Consider the following 23,699-nt stretch of genomic DNA (forward strand, 5'->3'; position numbering starts at 1 on the left):
GGGAACTACCTTCTGTTACTGGTTCGTTGAGGAGAGTGACGGTGAGCGCCGGGCGGCGAGCAGGGCGCGCACGGTCGTCGTGGGCCGCAGCAGCGCGCTGGGCGGCGCGAGGAGCTGCTGCACGTCCATGAGCGTCCGGTTCACCGGTACGGAGACATGGCTGGCCAGAAGGAGGCGCCCGGTGTACCAGTTGAGGAGTTGCGTGCCGCGCGGCTTGGGGCCGGTGGTCTCCGGATGAGCGAAGTCGCTTCCGGTCGCCATCTGCCAGGGCGGGTCGACGACCCCGGCGACGGCCGCGTAGTACGCGCGGACCATCCCGGGGCCCGCGTGACCGGCCGCGTCCAGGGCGCGCCCCAGCTCCACCGCCTCCAGGGCGGCCACCGTCATGCCCTGCGCGTACAGCGGGTTGAAGCTGCACAACGCGTCGCCCAGGGAGACGAAGCCGGACGGCACCGCCTGCAGCCGCTCGTAGCGGCGGCGTCTGGCCGCGGGGAAGGTGAACTTCTTGGCGGCGTCGCCGTCCACCGGTTCGGAGCCGCACGCGATGTCGCGCACGGCCTTGCTCGGCAGCGCGGCGGCGAACGCGGTGAAGCCGTCCGGGTCGGTGGGGGCGTGCGTCTGGTGCCAGCCGCCGAGGGTCACCATCCAGCGGTCGTTCTCGACCGCGAAGACGGACGCGGCCCGCTTGTCCCCGGGTGCGGCGCCGGCCATCAGGTGGAGCAGGCCGTGGCCGGCCAGCCGCTCCCCCGGGCGCCGGTGGAAGAGCCGGGTGGTGTAGCCGACGCCGACCTTCACCACATCGGTCCCGGGAGCCTCGTGGCCCAGGGCCCGCAGCCAGCCGTCGGCGCCCGAGCCACGGCCGGAGGCGTTGACGACCAGGCCGGCGGAGAGCGTCGCGCCGCCCTCCAGTTCCACGCCGGTGACCCGGCCGGCGACACCCGTCAGCCCGTACACCGCGGTCCGGTCCCGGATCTCCACCCCGGGCAGGGCGGCGACGCGGGCGCGCACGGCGTGCTCCAGGAGCGCGCGCGTGAGGCTCACACCCTGGCTGCCGCTCCGGAAGCGCTGCCGCAGCGCGCCCATCTGGTGCATGAGAAGGTCGCGGCCCGGGTCGAAGGGGATGCCTCCGGCGGCGACCAGTTCGTCGCCCAGCCCGGGAAAGAGCTCCTCCAGGGTCCGCTTGCCGCCGAGGAGGAGCGCGTGTCCGTGCTCGGCGTGCGGTACGCCCCGGCGCGGGCGCGCGGTGCCGGGCAGCTCGTCCCGGTCCAGCACCGTCACCTCGGTGAAGCGGTCCGCGAGCACGCGGGCCGCCAGCAGCCCGCCCATGGACCCCCCGATGACCACGGCATGTCTGCCGACGGCAGCACCCATGTTCCCTCCCTCGACAGCGTGTTGGTGTGGTGTGCGGTGCGGGGTCCAAGCGGTCTTGGCGAAGTCCGGTGCGGTTCGGTGGCGCCCCTAAGGGGCGCGGGGAACCGCGCGACCGGCCACGACCCACCCCGCGGATGGCGTACGGGACTTCCGGCGGAGCGCTCAGTGGTCGAGCCGGACGATCGCCTTGCCGGTGTTGTCGCCGCGGAACAGCCCCAGGAACGCGTCGACGCCCCGCTCGATGCCCTCGAAGGCGGTCTCGCGCCAGACGAGTTCGCCGGAGCGCACCCAGGCCGACACCTGCTCGGTGAACCGCGGCAGCAGCCCCTCGTGGTCGGTCACGATCATGCCGCGCATGGTCAGGCGTTTGCCGATGGCCAGCGCGAGGTTGCGCGGCCCGGGAGGCGGCTCGACGTCGTTGTACTGGGCGATGGCCCCGCACAGCGCGACGCGTCCGTACTCGTTGAGCGAATGGACGGCGGCCTCCAGATGGTCACCGCCCACGGTGTCGAAATAGACGTCGATGCCGTCCGGAGCCGCCTTCCTCAGCTGCTCGGCGACGGGCGCCGTGCGGTAGTTGAAGGCCGCGTCGAAGCCGAACTCCTCGACCAGGAGCCGCACCTTCTCGTCCGTGCCCGCGGAGCCGACGACGCGCGAGGCACCGCTCAGCCGGGCCATCTGACCCACCTGGCCGCCGACCGCGCCGCCCGCGCCGGAGACGAAGACGGTGTCCCCCTTCTTGAAGGAGGCGACCTCGAACAGCCCGGCGTAGGCGGACAGGCCGGTCATGCCGAGGACGCCGAGGTACGCCGTGAGGGGCACCGTCCGTCCGTCGACAGGGGTGGCGTCGGGGGCCGCGATGTCGGCGTACTCGCGCCAGCCGCCGAAGTGCAGGACATGGTCCCCGACCGCGATCCCGGGGGCGGCGGAGGCGACGACCTCACCGACCGCGTGGCCGCCGAGCACCTCGCCCAGGGGGTACGGCGGGAAGTACGCGTAGCCCGGGGTGTCGCCCATCCGGCCGCGCATGTACGGGTCGACGGAGAAGGCGTGGTTGCGGACGAGGACGTGTCCCGGGGCGGGTGCGGTGACCGGCGCCTCGCGCAGGGCGAAGTCCTCCGGCTTCGGCTCGCCCTCGGGTCGGGCCACCAGGTGCCACTCACGGCTCGTGACGGGAAGTGCGGTCATGTGGACGGGTCCTCCTTGCGGTGCTTCGCGTTGCCGGCGTGGCCGGGGTTGCCGGCGTGGCCGGGGTGGGGGTCAGCGCTCGTCGGCCGGGTCGATGCCGTGCGGGGTGTTGAGCAGCTTGTCGAACAGGCGGTACTTCACCGGGAGCGCGTTCAGCGTGCGCATCCGCATCCGTCGCAGGGCCGTCTGCCAGGGTGTGTGCATCGCCAAGGAGGCTTCCTGCCGGCGCTGGAATCCGGTCACGAACGTCTTGTGGCCGCGCCGCGCCGCGACGAATTCGGCGAAGGTGCTCGCCGGCACGCTGCCGTCCGGCGTGCTGCCCTTCGCCAGCGCGGAGGCGATCAGCGGGGTCAGGGCGGCCACGTCCTGGAACGCGAGGTTCACGCCCTGTCCCAGGGTCGGCGTGGCCGTGTGGGAGGCGTCGCCGATGAGCACGAGCCCGTCCCGCGCCCACTCGTCCACCTCGGCGTTGAAGACCTCCAGGAAGCTGGTGTCGTCCCAGGAGCGCAGATGCTCCCTGATCAACGGGGCCAGCCGGGGGTCGATGGCGGCGACCCGCTCGCGGAAGACGTCGAAGCCCTGCTTCCGCAGCCCGCCCAGGCCGCGCTTGGGCAGGTTGTGGCTGACGCGCAGCGCGTCCGGGTACGTCGGCAGGACGGCGAGGTGCCTGTTGTGGTCGACGACGAGTTCGGACTCGAGCGCCCAGCCGTCCGGGCGGGGCAGCCGGAAGGAGAGCAGGTCCCGCTCCGCCTGGAACACGGTCGGGTCAAGGCCCGCGGCCTTGCGCACCTTGGAGAAGCGGCCGTCCGCGCCCACGACCAGCCGGGCCCGGACCTCGGCGGGCTCGCCGTCGGACTGCTTGAGCGCCGCGCCGCGCACCACCCCGTCGGCGTCCTCCAGCAGGCCCGTGAACCGTGTGCCGGAGGCGAACGTGTGCTGCGGCAGCCCGGCGGCCGCCTCGTGGAACATACGGATGAGCGGCGGCTGGGGGAATTCGATGGGGAGCGTGCCGACCGGGAGCCGGTTGTAGTCGACATGGAAGACCCTGCGGCCTTCGAGCCACATGCCGACCCCGGAACTCTCCAGATAGCCGTGGCGCTCCAGCGCCTCGCCGAAGCCCAGCTTGCGCAGGGCGATGACCGAGGGGGCCGCGAGGCTCTCGCCGCGGAAGTCCCGCTCGAAGTCCGGCTGTTTCTCGACGACGAGGACATCGATCCCCCGGCGGGCGAGCAAACAGCCGAGAAGGGCCCCCGCGGGGCCGCTTCCGACGATCAGTACGTCCGTCGCGTCCGGTATTCCCATGCCAACTCCGATGTGTTCGGGCATGAATGGCCTGTTCGAGGTGCGTCAGCACGTCGTCGCCGAAGGCGCGCGGGAGCGCCGGAGCGCGGCAGCGGTGGCGACGAGGGCTGGCGAAATGGACGTGTCCGCGGGTCCGGTCCCGGACCTGGCGGGCGGAATTCAGGTGGGGTTCAGGCGGGATTCAGGCGGGCCGAGCGGCCCGTACGGAGGCGCCGTCCTTCGACCGCAGCGTGACCAGGACCTCGCTCATCGGCCGCAGCGAGATCGCGGTGTCTCCATAGCGGACGAATTCCCCCGGCACCAGGCTCAGCCGGAAACGCTGGCTGATCATGGCCACCGCCATCCGCAGCTCCAGCAGCGCCATGTGGTTGCCGATGCACATGCGGGCGCCACCGCCGAAGGGGAAGTACGTCATCTTCGGCCGCTGTTTGACGAGTTCGGGATCGAAACGGTGCGGGTCGAACGCCTCGGGATTGTCCCAGAACCGCGGGTTGCGGTGCGAGACGAGCGGAGAGAGCAGCACGGAGGACTTCGCCGGAATGTGATAGCCGCCGAGTTCGTCGGCCTCCACGGCATCCCGCGGATAGACCCAGATCGGCGGGTAGAGCCGGAGGCTCTCGTCCACCACCTGCTGGGTGAACCGCAGGCTCTCCACGTCCTCCGCGCCCGGCACGCGCCCGCCCAGGACGCGCGTGACCTCTTCGTCCATCTCTTCCTGTACGGAAGGGTGGTTGGCGATGGAAAGCAGCGTCCACAGCAGGGCCACGGCGGTGGTCTCGTGCCCCGCGAGGAAGAGCGTGAGGATTTCGTCGCGGATTTCCTCGTCGCTCCAGCGCTCCCCCGTGACGGGATCGGTCGCGGCTTCCATGAGTTCCGTCAGCCGGCCCTCGCCGGTGGCCGCGTGGTGCCGTCTGATGTCGTCGACCAGCCGGGTGAAGATCCGGCGGTCCCGGGCGATGAGCCGGTTGCGCTTCGTCGGCATCCAGGAGGGCAGCATCTCGGCCACGGAGCCGTGCTTGAACATCACCTCGACGGAGTTGTCCACGACGTCCTTGAGCACGGGCGCGGCGGGCCGGATGTCGAAGCCGAACAGCGACCGGCTCAGCACGACCAGGGTCAGCCGCAGGGTTTCGGTGATCAGATCGACGGGCTCGCCGCGGCGCGCCCGTACCTCCCAGTCGTCCAGCATTTCGTTCGTCGCGTCGACCGTATGGGACCCGACGGCGGCCACCGCTTTGCGCAGGAATGCGGGCTGAAGAGAACGGCGGTGGGACTTCCAGAAGTCGCCGTCCGTGGTGAGCAGTCCATCGCCCATGACAATGCGGAACTGGTCGTAGAGAGCACCCCGTACGTAGTTGCCGCTGTTGCCCTTCAGGACATGGCCGACCTCGTCCGGGCCGGAAACCAGATGGACGGTCTGCGGACCGAGTCCGATGCGGCTGATCTCGCCGTGATCACGCTGTACCCGGAGCAGGAATTCGGCGGTCGACGCCTTCCACTGCGGCAGGCTGCCCAGGACGGGCACGCCTCGCGGCCCCGGTATCCGCCGTGCGGACACCGGGCTCGGCGGCGCGCTCACGCGGCCGCCACCCCAAAGAATTCGGACACCGGGCGGAAAATCCCGGGAATGCGTTCAGATACGTCGACAGCGCCGTACATATATCCCCCGTAAAGAGCCCTTCGGGCCACCCGGTCCGTACAACCGGTGTAGCCGCCATTGGCATCTCCAGCACACTAACAAGCGGAACCTGCGCCGCGTCAAGCGCATAGTTCGGGCGCCGCTCGTCACCCTTTTCTCGCCTGCCGAGAAACGGAAAGCAATCATCGATGGACGTAAAGATTCCGAATTTCCGCGGGCGGCGGAAACCCTCCGCCGCCCGCGGCACGCGAGCGTCTCCGGTCGAGCGCCCCCGATCGAGCGCCTCCGGTCAGTTGGCGGACCTCTTCACGTCGCAGGTCGCCGTCGCGGTCCTGCCCGGGTCGCTTTCCGAGCGTGCCGTGAGGGTGAGCCGGCCCTTCTTCTCGGCGCCGGGCTTCGCGGTGACGGCGACGGCGACCGGGATCGTGGTGCCGGCCGGGGTGGCGGTCAGCCGGGTGGGGAGCCAGGCGGACCAGCCGCGGCCGGTGACGGTGGTGGAGAGGCGGTAGATGTCGGAGGAGAGGCGGGCGTCGGACTGCGGCGCGGCCCGGCCCGTGTTGGCGAGTGCGAAGGTGCACATGGCGCGGCCGTCCAGGGGCCTGCCCTTCGCGGTGCCGTGCGCGAGGGCGAGGCCGCGGGCCTGGGGGCCCGCGCCGTCGAGGGACTTGACGCCCACGCCGTAGGAGAGCACCCCGGAGGCGTCGCGCCGCACGTCGAGGATGTAGAAGTGCAGCCGGTTGGCCTCGTCGACGTACTCGTAGGAGCTCCCCGAGTCGGCCCCGGCGTGGAAGAGGGCGTCGCTGAGCTGCCGGTAGTCCCCCATGGTGATCTTCTGGGGGGTGCCGTCGGGGCGGACGAAGTCCACCAGACCGATGTCCTCGGGGTGCGCATCGACGACCCAGGCGAACGGCGCGCTGTCCTCGTTCTTGGTCTTGCTGAGCAGCACTCCGTGGTCCGGCGTGAAGGAGTCCATGCCCATGCGGTCGACGACCTCGACGGTGTAGTTGTCGTAACCGCCGCCGTCGCAGAGGGGATCGGTGGCACGGTCACAGGCCGGGGACAGGTCGCGGGCCATCGTGATGTCGACGCCGGCCAGGCCTTTCTCACCGGGTGGCGCGGAACGGGCGGTGACGCGGGCAACGACGGGCCCGGAGTCCTTGAGGGCGTCGCGGTCGAGGCGCAGGACGTTCCTGTCGTCGACGATGCCGAGTTTCATCTTGTCCCGCAGGACGTGTTGCGCGCCCATCGAGCCGCCGCCGGTGGCGGGAATCCGCCAGCGGCTGTGCGGGCCGCCGGGGCCGTTGAACGAGCCGCGGGAGAGCATGCCCCAGATGCCGGTGTAACTGCGGCTCAGGGGCGTGCCGTAGGGGTTGTTGTAGTTGTCCCCGATGCCCAGGATGTGGCTGAGCTCATGGGCGAACGTGGCCATCCCGGAGCTCTCCGCCTGCGTGGACGAGCCGTCCGCCGCGTTGGGCCAGATCCGGGCGGCCGCCTGCCAGGACGTCCAGGGCACGTAGCGGGTGCCGGCCGCGTTGCCCCCGGCGGGCAGGGGCGCCGGCGGTCCCCAGGCCGCCGGTACGTCCTGTGCGGTCGCGAACTTCATCGGGCCGAACTCCTGCCAGGTGGAGGACTCGTCCTCTCCGGCAGTGAGATAGAAGACGAAGTCGAACTGCCCCGCCCGGTCGGCACCCACATCGGCGACCCAGGCGCTCTTGCCGTCGGCGCGGATGTCCTTGCCGCAGGTGTCCCCGAGGGGGCAGGCGCCGGGGTTCATGCCGGGCTCGATGCCGTACTGATACGACTTCCACGGCATGCGATACGCGCCGAAGGCGGTCAGGTCGACACCTATGCGGCCGCCCGAGTCCTCCATCCAGTATTCGTTGATGGTGTGACCGTGGTTGAGCGGTCCGGGCCTGTTCAGGAAGTCCCGGTAGAAACCGGCGACTTGATCCCGTGGAATTCCGGATGCGGCGGACGTCGGATTGCCGAACTTCGTCGAGCCCGCGGGCCTGGTGACCGCGAACGGCTCGTCGGGGTAGTCCAGGAGCACGAGTGCGCCCTTGAATTTCCGCTTGGTCGGTTCGACGGCCGGATTCGCCCAGTCGGTCCCGGGCACGGCGTGGTACTCCGCCCATGTCATGTCGTCGGGGTTGCGCCAGTGCTGCGGGTCGACCGGCTGGACGAGCGGTGGCCGCACCCGGTCGGGCTCCGCCCGCGCGGGCCCGGCGGCCACGGCCACGACGACACCCATGAGCAGGGCCGATGCGCTCAACCGCCGTAATCGGCGGGCATGTCTGTGGCGAAGGAACATGACTCACCTCTTGTCTGACGTGATCGGACGAGGGTGGCAAGCCGTTCTATGGGTGACCCCATCGCGCTCAAGGTAAAGCGGGTGGAGCCGTGACGCCAGAGCGTCCGCGTGACTTTTGGGTCAGCGGGTCATGCAGCGGGTCATGCGACGGACGGCCGCCGGGCCTGGGCCTTCCACCGGGTGCGCGTGCGCCCCGGCCCCACCCCCCGGGGCGCGGTGGCGGGGAGGGCGAGGCCGGGGCCGGACGGCCTACGGGCGGCCGAAGCCCGTGCGGTCCGGGACCGCGTCGTAGGACTCGTACCGCACGGACGTCCCCACGCGCGGGGCGTGGATCATGATGTGCTTCTTGGGGTCGGTGACGATCCCCACGTGGTTGCCGCCCGAGAAGAAGACCAGGTCGCCGGCGCGCACTTGGCCCTCGGTGAGGTGGGTGGAGCTGTTCCACTGCTCCACCGAGGCGCGCGGGATGCCGACGCCCGCGGCGGCGTACGCGGCCTGCGTCAGGCCTGGCGAGTCGAAGCTGTCCGGCCCCGTCGCACCCCACACGTACGGCTTGCCCTGCTGCTGCGCGGCGAAGGCGACCGCCTTGGCACCCTGCTGCGGGGACACGGTGCGTACGGCCTTCTTGGCGTGCGTGGTGGCCTTGGTGTGAGCGGTGGTGGGGTGGGGGGCGGCGTTCGCCGGGGAGGCGACCGATGCGGCCAGGGCGACGGCGCCCGCGAGGGCGACCGCGCTCACGGCAGCCTTCTGCGACAGAGTACGTATAAACATGCGTTCTCGAATTTCTTTCGTGCGGCAGGACTGAAACGAGGTCAGTTTCGCTCACCGGCCGACCGGCCCGTCACGGCACCCACCGCGCGAGGGTCCCGGCGGGCCCGCCGGGGCCCTCGCCGGTCGCGTCGAGCCAGATCGACTGATCATCCGTATGGTTGAAAACGATCGGATTCCCTCGCTCCGCAGGCGAGTTGGGGCAAAGAATGCTCCCGCATCGAGAGCACGGCTCCCAACTGGCCGCGAAGCGCCGGCGGGAGCCCATAGCAAGGAGAACGCATGTCTCGCGCATGGACGCGTCGCCTCGCGGTGGCCACCGCTTCAGCAGCCCTGCTGTCCGGAGCCGCCGCCGGAAGCGCCGCCTTCGCCGCCCCGGCCCCCAACCCGGCCCCGGGCACCCACTCGCACGCGCTGCACGGCGACCCGGGCAAGCACACGGGTGAGCACGACAAGGGCGACCACGGCAAGGGCGACCAGGACAAGGGCGGGAAGGGCAAGCACCTCGGCTGGGAGAAGGGCGTCGACAAGAAGCAGGACCGCTTCGACAAGAAGGGCGGCGTGTGGCAGCGCTACGACGCCGACTCCCGCACCTACGCCCAGTGGGACGAGCACAACCACTGCTGGAAGCGCAAGGTGAACGGCCACTGGCAGAAGTGGGACATGAACCACAAGGCGTGGAAGTAGTTCGCGGGTGACTTAGCCCTGTTCGCCGTGCCGGGCCGCAGCCTGCGGCGGCATGGCGGGCAGGGTTCCGTGCGGGCCGTTCCCCGGCAGCCCTCAGTGGTACTCGACCAGTCGCGGCCTCAGCCCCGCGAGTACCAGGGCCGCCGATACGCCGAGCGCGGCGGCCGGAAGAGCGGGCCACCCGGAGAGGTCGTCACGGGTGCCGTCCGTCCTCGCGGCGAATGCCGTCAGACCGTGACCGGCCCGCGCGTCCAGAGCCGTGGAGAAGTCCCAGAAGTCGAAAGCGATCCGGCCGCGGCCGATCTCCGTGAGGACCGTCACGGCCTCGTCCAGGCGTCCGGACGAGCGCAGTTGACGCAAGCGGGCGTCGTCCGCGCGGAAGTTCCCGTACCGCGCCGCCAGGCCCTCGTCCGCCGGTGAACCGCCGGGCGCGAGCAGGACGTCCAGCCGCCGGGTGAGGGAGACGAAACGCGCCTCCTCGACCGTGTCGGGCCCGGCGTCGTGCACGAACCAGCGTCCCTGGTCGGCCGCCGCCTCCGCGGCGACCGCGCGCGCCTCCGCGAGGCGCGTCCACGGCCGCAGCCCGTCCCGCCCGGCCGCCCGCGCGCCGTCCGCGGCCGACAGGAAGGCCGACGCTCCGGCAATGGTGATCGCCACGGCCACCAGGGTGGCCGCCGCGAGGGGCGGATTGACGACCCGGCGGTAGCGCCGGGCCAGCCGGAACTGGCAGTACCCCAGGACGCCGACGGCGGCCAGTCCCGTGCCGCCGACGGCCACGGCGGCGCGTACGGCGGTGTCGTGCGCGCGGTCCCCCAAGTCGGCCGCGTGCCGCTCGTACACGGCGGCCAGCGCGGCCGCGCCCGGCAGCAGGACGTCGTGCATCACCTGGCCCGCCTCCGTGGCCAGCATGACCGCCGCGGCCACCGGACGTCCGGCGAGCCGGTCCGGGGTCTGCTCGTCCAGTTGCGCGGACCGCCCGCTGAGGTCGTCGTACCGCCCCAGCCCGTCCAGCAGGGACCGGATCCGCTCCCCCTCGCCGGAGTCCGCGCCCAGCCGCCGCAGCAGATCGCTGACCTCCGTACGGCGCTGGCGCGCGGTGAGCAGCGCGAGGAGGCGGTTGCCGACCTCGTACTCCTCCGCCGAGTGGCCGGGCGGCAGGCTGGCGGGGCGGTCGGCGGAGTGCCCCGGGACGAGGGCGTCGACTCGTTGCGCGTCCAAGTCCGCGAGCGCGAAGCGGAGTTCCGTGGCGGTCGCGGCGCGCTGGACCACCGCGTCCCGCAGCCGGGCGGCGTCCGCGCGGACCGCGACGGCGCCGACGACCGCGGCCGCGCAGAGCGCGGCGAGGGCGACGAGCATCGCGACGGCCTGTGCCCGGAGACGGGCGGGTGCGGCGAAGGCCGTGCGCCGCGGCGCGGGCGCTTCCGGTGACGCCTCGATGGTCGCCATGGGGAGACGCTAGGGGGCGAGCCGTACGGGTGGGCTTCATTCCGCCATACGTTCGGTTACGACCGGATGGCCGTCGGGCTCTCCCCCGCGGCGTCGGCACACGGATATCCGGTGGCGGACAGCTCCATTCACGGCGATGATCCATTTATGCCGCGAACATTCGAGGACCTGGTCACCGAGGCGGAAGCCGTATCGGTCGAGGGCTGGGACTTCTCCTGGCTGGAAGGACGGGCCACGGAGGAACGGCCCTCCTGGGGATATCAGCGCGCCATGGGCGAAAGGCTGGCGCGCGCCCACGCCGCGCTGGACATTCAGACGGGTGGCGGGGAAGTGCTCGCCGGGGCCCCGAAGCTGCCCCCGCTGATGGTGGCCACGGAATCCTGGCCGCCCAACGTCGCGAAAGCGACCGCGTTGCTGCACCCGCGCGGAGCCGTTGTCGTCGCCGACGCGGACGAGCCGCCGCTGCCGTTCGCCGACGCGGCTTTCGACCTCGTGACCAGCCGCCATCCCGTGACCGTCCATTGGCAGGAGATCGCCCGGGTGCTCCGGCCCGGCGGCACGTATTTCTCCCAACAGGTCGGACCGGCCAGCGTCTTCGAGCTGGTCGAGTACTTCCTCGGGCCGCAGCCCGAGGACATCCGGCGGAAACGCGACCCGGAGGACGCCCGCCGGGAGGCGGAAGCCGCCGGTCTCGAAGTGGTGGATCTGCGCGCGGAGCGCCTCCGGATGGAATTCCTCGACATCGGCGCGGTGATCTACTTCCTGCGGAAGGTGATCTGGATGGTCCCCGGATTCACCGTCGGCCAGTTCAGCGGCCGCCTGCGGGAACTGCACGACCGGATGCGGGCCGAAGGCCCCTTCGTCGCGCATTCCGCGCGCTTCCTGATCGAGGCCCGGAAGCCCGGCGGCCGTTGAGCGGCGGGTGCACGGACCGGCCGTACCGGCCCGTACACCCGCCGTTTCACTCCCACGGCTTCACGCGGTGCCGTAGAAACGGTCCCCGAAGTCGCCGATGCCCGGCAGCATGTACGCGTTCTCGTTGAGCCGCTCCTCGATGGAGGACGTCACGATCTTCACCTTCGGATAGCGCTCGCAGACGGTCGCGATGCCCTCCGGGACGGTGATGAAGTTGATGAAGACGATGTTCTCCTCGGCGACGCCGTGGTCGAGCAGGAGCTGGATCGCGGCGAGCGCGGTCCCCCCTGTCGCCAGCATCGGTTCGAGCAGCAGGACGTGCCGCTCGGCGATGTCGTCCGGCAGATTCGAGTAGTAGAGCTTCGGGAGCTTGGTCACCTTGTCCCGCTGCATCAGGATCTTGCCGATGCGTATTCCCCGGCACACGGCGCGGAGTTCGCCCTCCATGCTCTCGCCGGCGCGGATGATCGGCACCCCGCAGAGCTTCTCGGCGAACCGCAGGCCCTTGTACTCCCGGCCCACGGGGGTCTCGACCACGTGTTCCTCGAAAGGCAGCAGATCGAGACCCGCCTCGATGAGCATGCGGATGATGCGCTCCGAGTAGAAGACGAAGTCCTCGCGGCGCGCGTCGCGGTCGCGGATGATCGTGTGCAGGGCCCGCAGCTGATTCGTCTGCGGCAGCAGGTGCACATTCCTGCCGAGGTACTCCTCGATCGACACGGTCGGCTCCGTCGCTGCGGTCGTGCTGGACATGATGGTTTTTCTCCCCACCCTGGGATGTGTTCTTCCGGCGCCTTTCCGTCCGGCGCCGTCCTGCCGTTCCCGCTCTTCCGCGCTGCCCGGCGCTATTCCGTCGGCGGCTGCTCGAAGGACGGAGGAAGGCCCGGTGTCACCGTGAACTGGGCACCCGTGACGCGGTAGACCGACCGGAATCCGGTGCGCTGCCACATCCGCCGCATCACGTACACGAGCTTCGGGTTGTGCTCCTCGTCCTCCTCGAAGGCCCGGAGAACGGTCAGCCGCCAGTCCTGGGCCCAGACCTCGGGGAGGTCCGCGTCGACCGCGTCCCGGAACGCCGCGTGCAGCCCGGCCAGCTTGGCCCACCGCGGGAAATCGGCACCCGAGAAGATGACGCACAGCATGCCGGTCCAGAAGTACTTCACGACGTGCTTCTGCTGTTCCTCGGGCAGCTTGGCCGCGATCTGCTCCATCGCGTGCAGCGAGGTGATCAGGTGCAGCAGGACGAAATCGCCGGGCACGGCCAGGTACAGCAGCGCGACCACGTAATAGAGCTGCTCCCAGCTTTCGGCGACGTCCTGTTCGTCGATCCAGGCCGGGGTCCGGTAGATCAGCGGGTGCCCCGCGCCGAGCAGCCGGGCGATCCGGTACTGGAGGCCGGAGCGCGCGAGTTCCGGGTGAATTCCCTCGGCGATGCCGACGGCGGTGTCGCCGACCAGTTCCCGCACCCACTGCTGGAGGGCGTCCCGGTCGTTCTCCCAGGCACCCGCGATGCGCAGCAGGGAATCGATCGCCTGCTCGCCCCGCGCACCGCCGTCCTCCGCCCTTTCCGGGTGGCACGAGACGTACGAGAAGGCCATGTAGGCGAGGCCCTCGACGGTCATCCAGCGGTTACCGGCGTCGATGGCCCAGCCGAGGTGAATGGTGGCGTGGGTGAAGGCGCCGACCCAGCCGGGCAGCAGCGTCGGCGCGTACCGGCGCAGGAGTTCGTCGGTGCCGAGCTCCTTCTCCTGCCGGTCGAAGAACTCGCAGTACGCGGAGAAGCTGGTGCGCCGGCCGAGGTGCTCGCGCCAATTCTCCTCGGTGATCTCGTACTTCGAGGCGCGCGGCGGCTCCAGGCCGTAGCCGTAGGTGGTCAGCCGCGCGTAGCTGTCGTAGTACGCCTTGATCTGCTCAGGGGTCGCTCCGAGGCCGTCCAGGGCGATGACCGCGTGCTTGACGTGGTTGCTGAGGTGACCATTGAACTCGATGTGATACGTACGGTCGTTCAGCAATTGCTCGACCACAGTGGCGTCAGCCATGTCCTTTGCCTTTCTCACGGGAGGCACTCGTCACTCTGGACAGGTAGATTCCCGCGATGATGATGACGACCCCCAGGCAGCGGAGCACGCCGGGTGTCTCGTTCTGGTTGTGGTAGTCGATGAGCACCGCGGTGATCATCTGGCCGCAGATCACCATCAGGGCGGCGTTCATCGCCCCGAGCCTCGGGAACACATGGCTGTTGACGGCCACGAAGAGCGCCCCGAAGAAACCGCCGAGGTAGGCGGAGAGCGGTGCCGAACCGCCGTCGTCGAATTTCCAGTCGCCCATGACGAGGAGGACGAGCGTGAGGAAGAGGAAGCCGACGACGTGGTTCCAGAGGGATGCCCTGAAGGGGCCGATCCCGGTGCTCAGCCGACCGTTGACCGCCCGGCTGGTCCCGATGATCATGCCGTTGAGGAAGGCCAGCAGAATATAGGGAAGCATCGGTCACGCCCCGCCGAAAATGATGAGCGCGCTGCCCGTGAGGACCGACAGCACCACGAAGAAGTCGGCGAGGACCAGCCGGCGCCTGGGGGTGCCGAACAGGCCGAAGTAGTCCGACACGATGCCGAACAGCACCTGGCCCACCAGCATCAGCGCGATGGTGCCGGAGAGTTCCAGGCTGCTGTTCACCGCGATGGCCGCGAGCATCACGGTGAACGCGCCGGGAATGCCGCCCAGGTAGAACCAGAGCGGCGCCTTCGGCCGCTTTCCCTCCGCCCCCTTTTCGCTCGCCTCGCCGCCGGGCTTCCCGCGGCCGGGCCGGAATGCCTTGGTGGTCAGCACGACGAGGACGAGGGCGGCCACGGCTCCCACACCGTGGGCCACCCACGAGCCGAACACCGACGAAGTGTGCTTCGCCAGCAGGCTGTTGTAATTGGTCATCAGCGCGAGGAGGACTCCCCCCGCGATGCCCAGGAGCCAGTCGGTCGACCGTCCGAGCACGGTTACCGGCCCTCGCCGGCACCGGGGAACGCGGCGCGTATGCACGTCAGGACCTCGTCGAAGGTGTCGGCGAGCCAGGTCGGGTCGGCCGACCTCAATTCCTCGACACTGTGAATGCCGTAGGTGACCGCGATGGAGCGCATTCCGGCGGCCTTGGCCATCAGCAGATCGTGGGTGGTGTCGCCGACCATCACCGCCTGGTCGGCCGTGATGTCCAGCTCCGCCATGACGGCATGGCCGGATTCGGGGTCGGGCTTCGGCTTGCCGACCTGATCGGCGCCGATCACGACACTGAACAGTTCCCGCAGCCCGGCGGCCGTCAGCAGCGCGTCGGCACTCGCGTAGAACTTGCTCGTCGCCACGGCCAGGGTGAATCCCCCGCCGTGGAACGCCCTGAGCCCTTCCGGAACTCCGGGAAAGAGGAGTTCACCGGCCCGCGGGAGGATGATTTCCCGGAACAGCCGCTGGTACTGCCGGACGCCCTCGGCGACCTGATCGTCGTCCAGGGCCGTGCCCATCAGTTTGCCGAACGCCGTCTCCAGCGGGAGGCCGATGGTGGCCCGTACGGCCGCCGGGTCCGGCGTCTCCAGGCCCATGGCCGCGAACGCCGCCGTGAACGTCTCCACGATCGCGCGGGGTGTGTCGACGAGCGTGCCGTCCAGGTCGAAGACTACGACGTCTTTCATGCCGGTCCTTTCCGATCGGGGGATCGAGCTCAGGGAAAAGGGAGTTCGGGTGTGCGGAGGCCGGTCGCCCGGCTCAGCCCTGCTCGCGCAGGAGCCCGGCGTGCGCGGCCGCGATCCGGCCGGCCGCCTCCGCCGTGCTGATGAGAACCGCCATGTTCGCCTTGGCGGACCGGCCCTCGGTCACCTTGTCGACCGCGCGCATCAGGTATTTGGTGAGGGCGTTGCCACGCACACCCTCCTTTTCCGCGGCGAGCACCGCGTCCTCGATGGCCTGCTCGACCTCGCGGCTGTCGATGGCGTCCTTCTCGTCGACGGGGCTGGTGATCAGGAAACCGCTGTCGTTGCCCAGGGCCCAGTGCGTCTCGATGGCGCGGGCGATCTCCGCCTCGTCGTCCATCCGGTGCGGGCTGCGGTAACCGCTGGAGAGGCAGTAGAAGGCGGGGAAATCGTCGGACCTGTAGGAGACCAGGGGCACACAGTGCGTCTCCAGGAATTCCATGGTGAGCCCGAGGTCGAGGATGTTCTTCGCGCCCGCGCAGACCACGGCGACCTTGGAGCGGGTGAACTGGACCAGGTCGGAGGAGATGTCCATGGACCGCTCCGCGCCCCGGTGCACGCCGCCGATTCCCGCCGAGGCGAAGAACGGGATCTCCGCCAGTTCCGCGGCCACCAACGAGGAGGCCACGGTGGTGGCGCCCATGCCGCCGCGGGCGAGCACGACCGGCATGTCCCTGCTGCTGACCTTGGGAATTCCCGGGGTCGACGCGAAGCGCTCGATGTCCGCGTCGGTCATTCCGACGAGGATGCGGCCGTTCTCGATACCGATCGTCGCGGGGACCGAACCGCCGGCCCGTACCGCGGCCTCCACCTTCCGGGCGGTCTCCGCGTTGTCCGGGTACGGCAGCCCGTGGGTGATGACATTCGACTCCAGTGCCACGACGGGCAGGCCGGAGCCGATGGCGTCGGACACCTCTTCGCTGAACACCAGCGGGACGTTCACATGGTTGTTGCGCACTGTCACTTCTCGTTTCGCGTCAATGGTCGGCGGGTCCGGGTGACGGCCGGCGGGTCCGGCCGTCACCCGTGGACCGGTGGTCGTCAGTAGTTCGGCGCCTTGCGCAGCAGTTCCTTGCGGCCCTCGATCTCGGGGAGGTAGACGCGCTCGTTCCAGTCCGCTTCCTCCACCGGCTCCAGCGCGATCGATATCACTCCCGCGTCACAGCCGAAGGCCTTTCGCACCGCAGCGGTCAGTTCCTCGACGAGCACCGTCTCCTGACTGTCCGTCAGCGGCTTGGGAAAATGCTTGATGTTAACGTGCGGCATAGTTCTCCTGCTCCCTTCCGGACCGGATACGGTCGCCGATCCGCGCCACAAGTTCCCCGATGTCGGGGTCCTTGAGCATGCTGTAGTGATCGGCCTCGAGATCGATCACGGTCGGCTCCGCGGCCGAATACCCGCTGCTGTTCTCGATGAACGAGTAGTCGTCGCCACGGGCCTTGAAGATCGTGACGGGGGCGTCCAGCCGCCGCTCCGCGAGCTCGTGGAAGGCGTACTCGAACGAATAGGTCCGGTGCACGATCCTGATCACACGGCGCACCAGCTCCGGGTCGAGACTCCCGATGTTCTCCCCGATGAACGCCGCGAAGCTCTCGTCGTCGTGGGCGGCCTTCAGGCACTCGTCCAGGAGCGGTCCGGAGATGGCGCCGGCGAAGACGGAGAACAGGATCGTCACGTACGCCTCGTTGGCGTAGCTCGACTCCCTGCGGAGTTCGGCCGTCCGCACCTTCGGATTGCCCGGGGCGATGAGGAACAGGTTCTCCACCCGCTCCCCCGCCCGCTCCAGCTGGTACGCCGTCTCGAAGGCGACCCGGGCGCCGAAGGAATATCCCCAGAGTGTGTACGGGCCCTCCGGCTGGATCCGCCGGATCTCCTCGACGTCGGCGGCGGCCATTTCCTTGATGGTGGCGTAGGGCGTCTCGCCCTCGTTGATGCCGTGCGCCTGCACACCGTAGAAGGGCCGGTCGGTCTCCGCACGCCCGGCCAGCAGCCGCAGATTCATGGTGTAGCCACCGAGGCCGGGCCAGCAGAACACCGGGGGCTGCGCGCCCTTCCTGCGCATCCGCACCAGCCGCGAGGACGGCCCGGCGTTCTCGTTGTCGACCCTGCGCGCCAGCTTCTCCACGGTCGGGGACTCGAAGAGCACCTGGAGCGGCAGCGAGCAGCCGAACTCCCGGTTGATCCTGTTGATCAGCGCCACCGCGATCAGCGAATTGCCGCCGGACTCGAAGAAGTTGTCCTGGACCGAGACGGAGTCCCGCTTCATGCCCTTCTGCCAGAGCTCGGCGATCCGCTTCTCGGTCTCCGAACGCGGCGCCACATAGGGCCGGTCCGTGAGTTCCACGTCCCGCTCGCCGAGCGCCTTGAAGTCGATCTTTCCATTGGCGGTGAGCGGCATCCGGTCCAGCACCAGGACCCGGTTGGGCATCATGTAGTCCGGCAGGAAGTTGCCCAGGTCGTCCCGGACCAGCTCCGCCGGTCCCTTCATGTGGACGACGTCCTCCTTCATTCCCTCGCTGCGCAGCTGCTCCTCGCTCACCCGGCCGCCGACGCAGAAATAGGAGGGGCCCGTCTGCTGTCCGCTCGCAGAGAGGATGCTCTGCATCCTCTTGTGCGACGGCAGGTCGTTCCCGGTCTTGGAGCTGTAACCCGAGGACATGAATCCGAGGTCGACGTCGTTCATCTCCAGCTGCTGGAGCTTGCGCCCGAGGTCGATGTAGGAGCGCCAGTCGTCGGTGGCCCGGCTCGTCACCGTGATGCCGATGCTCGCCCGCTCGTAGACCTGCTGGTTGATGGCGATGACGTGCTTCTTGAGGACCAGCTCGTCGGATATCCGCTCGAGTGCGCCGTCGCGGTAGTGGTACTGGCCGGCCGGGAGGTCCCGGACCTTTCCGGGGTGTGCCTGGACATAGATGTCCAGCAGCTCGTCCGGCCGGGGCACGGCGGTCGGGGATATCTCGTACGTGCCCAGGTAGTAGTCCTCTTCGGCGCACTCCAGGTGTTCACGCACGGCCGGGGCGTATTCCAGGTCGCGGATGTTCAGCCCGTGTGCGGGGAGGATCTCCTCGAAGAGGGCAACCATATGGCCGGTCTCGAGCTCCAGGACTTCCTGGATGTTGTTCTTGTAGACCGGCTCGATGGCCCGCTTCTTCCCCATGAAGTGGACCTTGATCCGCGGCGCGGCCGAACCGGCGGCCCCGCCGATCAGCACCAGCTGATGGTGCACGGGGTGGTAGTAGTAGAAGCCGGGCCGCAGCTCGCCGATCCCGGACAGCTCGAAGTACATCTGGGTCGCGTAGAGCGAGCCGGGAGAGGCGTAACCGTACTTCGGCAGCAGCCTTTCCTCACTCAGGTACTGGCCGAAGTACCGCAGGATCTCCCCGAATTCGGCGAACCCCAGCGTGTCCAGTGCGCGGGGTGCGGCACCGCTGATCTTCCTGTCGAGGAGGCGGAGGATGTCGGCGTGCTCGACCTCGCCGCCCTCGTAGAAGCGATAGGTCTTGCGGGCGAAGACCCGCTGCCGCTGCTCGGGGGTCGCCGCCCGGCCGGGCAGGTCGATCACCGGTTTGCCGTCGAGTTCCTCGGCGTCCCGGCAGCCCGGGTTCGACAGCTGGGCCTTGACCTGGAGCTTGTTCTTCTTCGACTGATGGTGGGCGCCGTGGTTGCCCTGGTCCATCAGCGCGGCTTCCTTCGGGTTGAGCTCGATGAAGGAAATCAGGTTCTGGAAGCCGGTGCGGGGGTCGTTCTTCACGATGACCGCCGCGTTCTTCACCCAGTCGTGGGTCTCGATCGCCAGCTTGATCTCGTCCAGCTCGACGCGGAATCCACGCAGTTTCACCTGGTTGTCCGTGCGGCCCGCGAACTGGACCGTGCCGTCCGCGTTCCAATGGGCCAGGTCGCCGGTGCGGTAGAGCTTTCCGCCCCGCCCGCCCCCCGCGAGCGGGTGGTCGACGAACCGGTCGGCGGTCAGCTCCGGCCGGTGCAGATATCCGCGTGCCAGCTGGATCCCGCCGATGTAGAGCTCGCCGATCTCCCCCGCGGCCACCGGCGACAGCTTCTCGTCGAGAATGAAGTACTCGGTGCCGTGCACCGGAGCACCGATCGATATCGCGTGCGGCCCCTCCTTGACGGTGTCCCGATCCACCGTGAAGGCAGAGGAGTTGATGGTGCACTCCGTCGGCCCGTACACGTTGATCAGCTCGACCCGCTCCATCGTCTCCAGGCATTCCACCGCGAGATTCCGGGTGAGGGCCTCGCCACCGCTGAAGATCTGGGTGAGGGAGGTGCAGGTGTGCAGTTCCTCGGTGTCCAGCAGTGCCTGGAGCAGGGTCGGCACGCATTGGAGCGTGGTGACCTCGTGCTCGGCGATGGTCTCGATGAGCTGTTCCGGGTCCCGGTAGATTCCGGGGCTGCCCATGACGACCTTGCTGCCGCATGCGGGAGCGAGGATCTCCCACTGTGCCGCGTCGAAACTCATCGGCGTCTTCTGCAGCACGGTCCTGGTGCCGTCGAGTCCGTGGACCTCGTGCAGCCAGCGCATCTGGCTGACGATGCTGCGGTGCTCGATCATCACGCCCTTCGGCTTCCCGGTGCTGCCGGAGGTGTAGATGATGTACGCCAGGTTGTCCGGACCCGGGCCGGGAAAGGGCTCTTCACGCTCGGCCGCGGTCATCGCCGCGACGCATTCCTCGACATCCTTCGGAGTGACGATCAGCGTGCCCCGCGGCGCGAGTTCGGCCAGCCGCGGCCTGAGGTGCTCCTGGGCGAAGATGACCTCGGCGCCGGTGTCCTCGATCATGTAGCGCAGTCGCTCTTCGGGATACTCCGGCGACAGCGGGAGGTAGGCACCGCCCGCGAACAGGATGCCCCAGGCACCCACCATCAATTCCATCGACGGCTCGACGAACAGGCCGACGCAGTCGTCGCCGGCCACGCCCAGTCTTCGCAGATACGCGGCCAACTCCGAACTCCGCGACAGGAGCTCACGCTGGGTCAGGGTTCCGTCCGCATGGACAACGGCGATGTCGTTCGGCCGCGTCCGTGCCTGTTCCCGGAGCAGATCGGGGAGGCATGCGCCTCCGGAGAGTGCGACGTCCAATTCGCTGAACTCCTTAGTGACCAAGTACTTCTCGTCGGTCCGGCCGGGCAGGATCGAAAAGGCTGCGGTACGCCCGGACCGGTTCCCCGGCTCGGGTCCGCTCGGGGCATCCGGACCGCATGGCCCGGGCAGTCGTGGCACGCCGTACGCGTGCGCTACGAGCCTCCGGCCACCGCTCGACGCACGCCGCCAGTGGCGGCGGCGCGGCGAAGAGGCGCCACGAAAGGGCGCCGAGGGTGGCACACGGCTCGGCCCGCGGTCCATCGGTCCCGTCGGGCACAGACCCCTGCCGTCGGCGTCACTGGCAACGGCTTTCGAGACGAGCTGGGTGAATAACTACGCTGGATGTGGCAGGAGTTGAACGAATGGAAGTCGACAAGGTCTTTCATGCCGCCCCCCAGGCAACACCCTTGCGGTGACGATCGCGGGCGTCCGGCATCCACCCCCGGACAGGCCCTCGTCAAGATACGCGGCGCCTAATAATTCCCTTGGAATCGGCCGCCGAATTTCATTTTTCGAGCGTCATGAATGCGCGCGATATCGCGCGGCGGAGCTAGGACGCGGCAGCTCGTAGTTTGCGATCCATATCGGATCCTTCCCCCCATGTATAGAGCATCTGACCGGACTACCGGCGCCGCCGACGGAACCGTGACCACCAAGTGGAAGAGCAGGTTCCGCTCGCGGCTCGCCGTGAACCGGTGCTCAGATCCTCTGGGTTGACCGCTCGCGTGTCAAGAGTTGTCCACTACAGCATTCCCTGCCACGCCGGGTACGTAAGAGCTGATCAGAACGTCACAGCAGGCAGCGGGCGGTTCCGTCGGCCCCCGTCGGCCCTTCGGGATCAAAAAGGATCAATGGAGGTAAATCCGAGGCGTATTCCAAGTAACGTCAAAACCTCCGCTGATCACTTGACGGCAATCTTTGCGGTGGGCTACTCCTCGCCGCGGCCCGGTCGCACCAGGAGCCCCGGAGGGCACAGGAGCACACCTGCGCGCAACTGCCCCAGCAAACCGGAGGGTTGATTATCGATTGCCGCGGTAAGAGAATTCCTTCGGCGGGATCGCCGCCCTCCACACCCCCTCCTGGCCGTGCCGATATCCGGCCACGACGCGCGCGGGAGCGGAGCCGGTGGACGCACGCCGGAGCCGAGGAAGGCACCGGAGAAGGTGCCGAGGAATACGCCCCGTCGCTCCCGCCACCCCACCGCCTCCGGAATCCCTCAGGGTCGTCTCCGGGCTTCCTCCGGGCTGTCCCGGATGATCAGGGCCCGTCCGCTCGCGGAGCATGAAGGCATGACTTCGTTCCTGTCCCGCCGCACCCTGGTCGGCGCCTCCGTCGCCGGAGCCCTGCTCATGACCGCCGCTCTCCCCGCGGGCGCCGCCACGGCCGCACCCGCGCCGTCCACGAGCACGGTCACGGCCACGCCGCCACCGCTCGACACCAAGGCCCTGCGTGCGGCGGTCTCCGACCTCGAACACCCGCAGGTGACCGGCGCCCAGCTCCGGGTCAGCGGCTCCGCGGGCCGGTGGTACGGGAGTTCGGGCTCCGCCGACATCACGACGGGGCGGGCCATACGGCCGGACGACAAGTTCCGTGCGGGCAGCATCTCCAAGGTCTTCGTCGCGACGACCGTGATGCAACTGGTCGCGGAGCACCGGGTGGACCTCGACGCCCCGGTCCGGCGCTATCTGCCCGAGCTGCTTCCGGAAGGCTTCTCCGCCGTCACCGTAGGCCAGTTGCTGAACCACACCAGCGGCCTCCCCGACGATTCCGGACCGGACGTCCCGGTCATGAAGACCCCGGAAGACGTCGTCAAACACCGCGACGACCAATGGACGCCGGAGCACCTCGTCGCCCTGGCCACCCGGCAGCCACTGAAGTTCGAACCGGGCACCAAGCAGGAGTACAAGGGCATCAACTACGTACTGGCCGCCCTGGTCATCCAGAAGGTGACGGGGCACGCGTACGGCAAGGAGATCGACGCCCGCATCCTGCACCCTCTGAGGCTCGAGCACACCTCCGTTCCCGGCGACGACCCCAAGATCCACGGCCCGCATGTGCACGGGTACTTGGCGATGAGCGACGGCACCTTGAAGGACGTCACCGAGTTCAACCAGTCGGAAGCCTGGGGCGAAGGGGAGATGATCTCCACCACCGGCGACCTGGACCGCTTCATCTCCGCGCTGTTCTCCGGCGCCCTGCTGCCGAAGCCCGTCCTGGACAAGATGTTCACCTTGCCGCCCAAGGAGGTGCGCATGCTGGACGGTTCCCCCGCCGGCTACAGCATGGGCCTCCAGACGATCACCGTGAACGGCGTCGAGCTCTGGGGCAAGACCGGCGAGCGCTGGGGATACAACTCGGCGGTGATGTCCACCAAGGACGGCAAGCGCCGCGCGGTGTACTCCTTCAACCCGACGCACCGGGACAGCAGTCAGGGGCAGATCACGCGGCGCGTGGTCGACGCGATAACCAAGGCGCCGGACGACAAGGCGCCCTCGCGGCACTGACCCCGAGGAACCCCGAGCGACCTCGACGACCCGCGACAGCCCGCACCCGACCCGCACCGACCCCGCACCGACGTCAACGGACCACACGGAAGATCCGGCTCCCGGGGGCGGGAAGCGTCGGCGTGCCGAAGAGCGATGGCCCGAGGTTCTGTGGGAAGACTGGGGCATGAGCAGAGCTGCCAGAGCATTCCTAGAAGGCGGACCGGACGAACTGCCCGAGCGGATCGTGCCGATCACCCCGCCCGGGGTCGAGCTGAAGATCCCGTTCCGTGGCGGATACGAGCACTTCAAGGTCACGTCACGGCACAAGGAGAGCGAGGAGGGGCGACTGCCCGTCTACGAGTGGTGGGAGCGGACGGAGATCGCGGAGTAGGAGCGGGAGCAGGAGCCGACGCCCCTACGCGCTCACGCCTCCCGCTCCGGCCGGGTCCGTGCACCGGATGATCGAACACCGCAGCGATAGACTTACGGGGTTCACGAGGGCCGGCGCGGAGCAAGGGAGGCCTGGTATGGCTGCCGACAGCAGCAGCGAGAAGTGGCGCGAGAAGGCAGTGGCCATGCGCGTCCTGGTCTACGTCTTCGTCACACACATCTTCGCCGGCTTCATCCTCCTGTTGTTCTACATCGGTGGCCACGGCGACTAGTGCTCGATTCCGCTTTAGCGGGGTAGTTGTAGGGGTGTGGGGTTGCCGGTTCGGGCTTCTCGGGGGCGAGTTGCCGTGCCGAAGCTGTTGTCGGC

Annotated in this window: 20 protein-coding genes; 5 read left to right on the forward strand and 15 right to left on the reverse strand. The window is 69.1% G+C overall.

Annotated elements, in window-relative coordinates; all coding sequences use genetic code 11:
* Positions 1-15: 15 nt before the first annotated feature.
* The 6 genes from ACWD4A_RS19750 to ACWD4A_RS19775 form a co-directional block, all read right to left on the reverse strand.
* The gene (locus tag ACWD4A_RS19750; protein ID WP_451195477.1) at positions 16-1,371 is read right to left on the reverse strand and encodes an FAD-dependent oxidoreductase; all 1,356 of its coding nucleotides are present in this window, start codon (positions 1,369-1,371) and stop codon (positions 16-18) included.
* A 162-nt stretch (positions 1,372-1,533) separates the two neighbouring features.
* Positions 1,534-2,559, reverse strand: a complete 1,026-nt coding sequence (locus ACWD4A_RS19755) for an NADP-dependent oxidoreductase (RefSeq protein WP_451195479.1) — start codon at positions 2,557-2,559, stop codon at positions 1,534-1,536.
* Positions 2,560-2,631: 72 nt separating this feature from the next.
* Positions 2,632-3,861 (reverse strand): FAD-dependent monooxygenase, encoded by a 1,230-nt coding sequence (locus tag ACWD4A_RS19760; protein WP_451195481.1) that lies wholly within the window; start codon positions 3,859-3,861, stop codon positions 2,632-2,634.
* Between the two features lie 181 nt (positions 3,862-4,042).
* Positions 4,043-5,440: a cytochrome P450 gene (locus ACWD4A_RS19765; RefSeq protein WP_451195483.1), complete on the reverse strand. Its 1,398-nt coding sequence runs from the start codon at positions 5,438-5,440 to the stop codon at positions 4,043-4,045.
* Between the two features lie 349 nt (positions 5,441-5,789).
* A complete protein-coding gene (locus ACWD4A_RS19770) occupies positions 5,790-7,772 on the reverse strand; it encodes a M6 family metalloprotease domain-containing protein (protein WP_451195485.1) in 1,983 nt (660 codons plus the stop codon).
* A gap of 288 nt (positions 7,773-8,060) precedes the next feature.
* On the reverse strand, positions 8,061-8,582 hold the full coding sequence (locus tag ACWD4A_RS19775) for a C40 family peptidase (protein ID WP_451195486.1): 522 nt from the start codon (positions 8,580-8,582) through the stop codon (positions 8,061-8,063).
* Positions 8,583-8,861: 279 nt separating this feature from the next.
* Here ACWD4A_RS19775 and ACWD4A_RS19780 point away from each other — a divergent pair, with 279 nt between their 5' ends.
* Entirely contained in the window at positions 8,862-9,266 is a 405-nt protein-coding gene (locus tag ACWD4A_RS19780) for a hypothetical protein (protein WP_451195488.1), read from the forward strand.
* 93 nt (positions 9,267-9,359) lie between these two features.
* Here the strand turns inward: ACWD4A_RS19780 and ACWD4A_RS19785 are convergent, their stop codons facing one another.
* A complete protein-coding gene (locus ACWD4A_RS19785) occupies positions 9,360-10,712 on the reverse strand; it encodes a hypothetical protein (RefSeq protein ID WP_451195490.1) in 1,353 nt (450 codons plus the stop codon).
* Positions 10,713-10,859: 147 nt separating this feature from the next.
* Between ACWD4A_RS19785 and ACWD4A_RS19790 the strand changes: the two genes are divergently transcribed.
* A complete protein-coding gene (locus tag ACWD4A_RS19790) occupies positions 10,860-11,627 on the forward strand; it encodes a class I SAM-dependent methyltransferase (protein ID WP_451195492.1) in 768 nt (255 codons plus the stop codon).
* 60 nt (positions 11,628-11,687) lie between these two features.
* Here ACWD4A_RS19790 and upp read toward each other — a convergent pair whose 3' ends face one another.
* From upp to ACWD4A_RS19830, 8 genes are all read right to left on the reverse strand, one after another.
* On the reverse strand, positions 11,688-12,317 hold the full coding sequence (gene upp, locus ACWD4A_RS19795) for a uracil phosphoribosyltransferase (RefSeq protein ID WP_451195515.1): 630 nt from the start codon (positions 12,315-12,317) through the stop codon (positions 11,688-11,690).
* A 155-nt stretch (positions 12,318-12,472) separates the two neighbouring features.
* On the reverse strand, positions 12,473-13,666 hold the full coding sequence (locus tag ACWD4A_RS19800; protein WP_451195494.1) for a questin oxidase family protein: 1,194 nt from the start codon (positions 13,664-13,666) through the stop codon (positions 12,473-12,475).
* Positions 13,659-14,111, reverse strand: a complete 453-nt coding sequence (locus ACWD4A_RS19805; RefSeq protein WP_451195496.1) for a DMT family transporter — start codon at positions 14,109-14,111, stop codon at positions 13,659-13,661. Before ACWD4A_RS19805 ends, ACWD4A_RS19800 begins: the two co-directional genes overlap by 8 nt.
* Positions 14,112-14,114: 3 nt before the next feature.
* Positions 14,115-14,612 (reverse strand): DMT family transporter, encoded by a 498-nt coding sequence (locus ACWD4A_RS19810; protein WP_451195498.1) that lies wholly within the window; start codon positions 14,610-14,612, stop codon positions 14,115-14,117.
* 2 nt (positions 14,613-14,614) lie between these two features.
* Positions 14,615-15,298 (reverse strand): HAD family hydrolase, encoded by a 684-nt coding sequence (locus ACWD4A_RS19815; protein ID WP_451195500.1) that lies wholly within the window; start codon positions 15,296-15,298, stop codon positions 14,615-14,617.
* A 73-nt stretch (positions 15,299-15,371) separates the two neighbouring features.
* Positions 15,372-16,313 carry a pseudouridine-5'-phosphate glycosidase gene (locus ACWD4A_RS19820; RefSeq protein ID WP_451195502.1) on the reverse strand — a complete coding sequence of 314 codons (942 nt, stop codon included), beginning with the start codon at positions 16,311-16,313 and terminating at the stop codon, positions 15,372-15,374.
* Between the two features lie 83 nt (positions 16,314-16,396).
* Entirely contained in the window at positions 16,397-16,621 is a 225-nt protein-coding gene (locus tag ACWD4A_RS19825; RefSeq protein ID WP_451195504.1) for a tautomerase family protein, read from the reverse strand.
* A complete protein-coding gene (locus ACWD4A_RS19830; RefSeq protein ID WP_451195506.1) occupies positions 16,608-20,453 on the reverse strand; it encodes an amino acid adenylation domain-containing protein in 3,846 nt (1,281 codons plus the stop codon). Before ACWD4A_RS19830 ends, ACWD4A_RS19825 begins: the two co-directional genes overlap by 14 nt.
* Before the next feature lie 1,292 nt (positions 20,454-21,745).
* Between ACWD4A_RS19830 and ACWD4A_RS19835 the strand changes: the two genes are divergently transcribed.
* The 3 genes from ACWD4A_RS19835 to ACWD4A_RS19845 all read left to right on the forward strand — a co-directional run bounded on the left by ACWD4A_RS19835 (position 21,746) and on the right by ACWD4A_RS19845 (position 23,604).
* Positions 21,746-22,960, forward strand: a complete 1,215-nt coding sequence (locus ACWD4A_RS19835) for a serine hydrolase domain-containing protein (RefSeq protein WP_451195508.1) — start codon at positions 21,746-21,748, stop codon at positions 22,958-22,960.
* Between the two features lie 166 nt (positions 22,961-23,126).
* Positions 23,127-23,333, forward strand: a complete 207-nt coding sequence (locus ACWD4A_RS19840; RefSeq protein WP_451195510.1) for a DUF5988 family protein — start codon at positions 23,127-23,129, stop codon at positions 23,331-23,333.
* A gap of 136 nt (positions 23,334-23,469) precedes the next feature.
* Complete coding sequence (locus ACWD4A_RS19845) at positions 23,470-23,604, forward strand: DUF6126 family protein (protein WP_451195511.1); 135 nt, start codon at positions 23,470-23,472, stop codon at positions 23,602-23,604.
* Positions 23,605-23,699: the final 95 nt, after the last annotated feature.

It is taken from the genome of Streptomyces sp. NPDC002537, assembly GCF_053594975.1.

What these genes read in the sequence shown, in the direction of transcription:
- ACWD4A_RS19750 (WP_451195477.1), bottom strand. Translation starts at nt 1,371, where the DNA reads ATGGGTGCTGCCGTCGGCAGACATGCCGTGGTCATCGGGGGGTCCATG.
- ACWD4A_RS19755 (WP_451195479.1), bottom strand. Translation starts at nt 2,559, where the DNA reads ATGACCGCACTTCCCGTCACGAGCCGTGAGTGGCACCTGGTGGCCCGA.
- ACWD4A_RS19760 (WP_451195481.1), bottom strand. Translation starts at nt 3,861, where the DNA reads ATGGGAATACCGGACGCGACGGACGTACTGATCGTCGGAAGCGGCCCC.
- ACWD4A_RS19775 (WP_451195486.1), bottom strand. Translation starts at nt 8,582, where the DNA reads ATGTTTATACGTACTCTGTCGCAGAAGGCTGCCGTGAGCGCGGTCGCC.
- ACWD4A_RS19780 (WP_451195488.1), top strand. Translation starts at nt 8,862, where the DNA reads ATGTCTCGCGCATGGACGCGTCGCCTCGCGGTGGCCACCGCTTCAGCA.
- ACWD4A_RS19785 (WP_451195490.1), bottom strand. Translation starts at nt 10,712, where the DNA reads ATGGCGACCATCGAGGCGTCACCGGAAGCGCCCGCGCCGCGGCGCACG.
- ACWD4A_RS19790 (WP_451195492.1), top strand. Translation starts at nt 10,860, where the DNA reads ATGCCGCGAACATTCGAGGACCTGGTCACCGAGGCGGAAGCCGTATCG.
- ACWD4A_RS19800 (WP_451195494.1), bottom strand. Translation starts at nt 13,666, where the DNA reads ATGGCTGACGCCACTGTGGTCGAGCAATTGCTGAACGACCGTACGTAT.
- ACWD4A_RS19805 (WP_451195496.1), bottom strand. Translation starts at nt 14,111, where the DNA reads ATGCTTCCCTATATTCTGCTGGCCTTCCTCAACGGCATGATCATCGGG.
- ACWD4A_RS19815 (WP_451195500.1), bottom strand. Translation starts at nt 15,298, where the DNA reads ATGAAAGACGTCGTAGTCTTCGACCTGGACGGCACGCTCGTCGACACA.
- ACWD4A_RS19825 (WP_451195504.1), bottom strand. Translation starts at nt 16,621, where the DNA reads ATGCCGCACGTTAACATCAAGCATTTTCCCAAGCCGCTGACGGACAGT.
- ACWD4A_RS19835 (WP_451195508.1), top strand. Translation starts at nt 21,746, where the DNA reads ATGACTTCGTTCCTGTCCCGCCGCACCCTGGTCGGCGCCTCCGTCGCC.
- ACWD4A_RS19840 (WP_451195510.1), top strand. Translation starts at nt 23,127, where the DNA reads ATGAGCAGAGCTGCCAGAGCATTCCTAGAAGGCGGACCGGACGAACTG.
- ACWD4A_RS19845 (WP_451195511.1), top strand. Translation starts at nt 23,470, where the DNA reads ATGGCTGCCGACAGCAGCAGCGAGAAGTGGCGCGAGAAGGCAGTGGCC.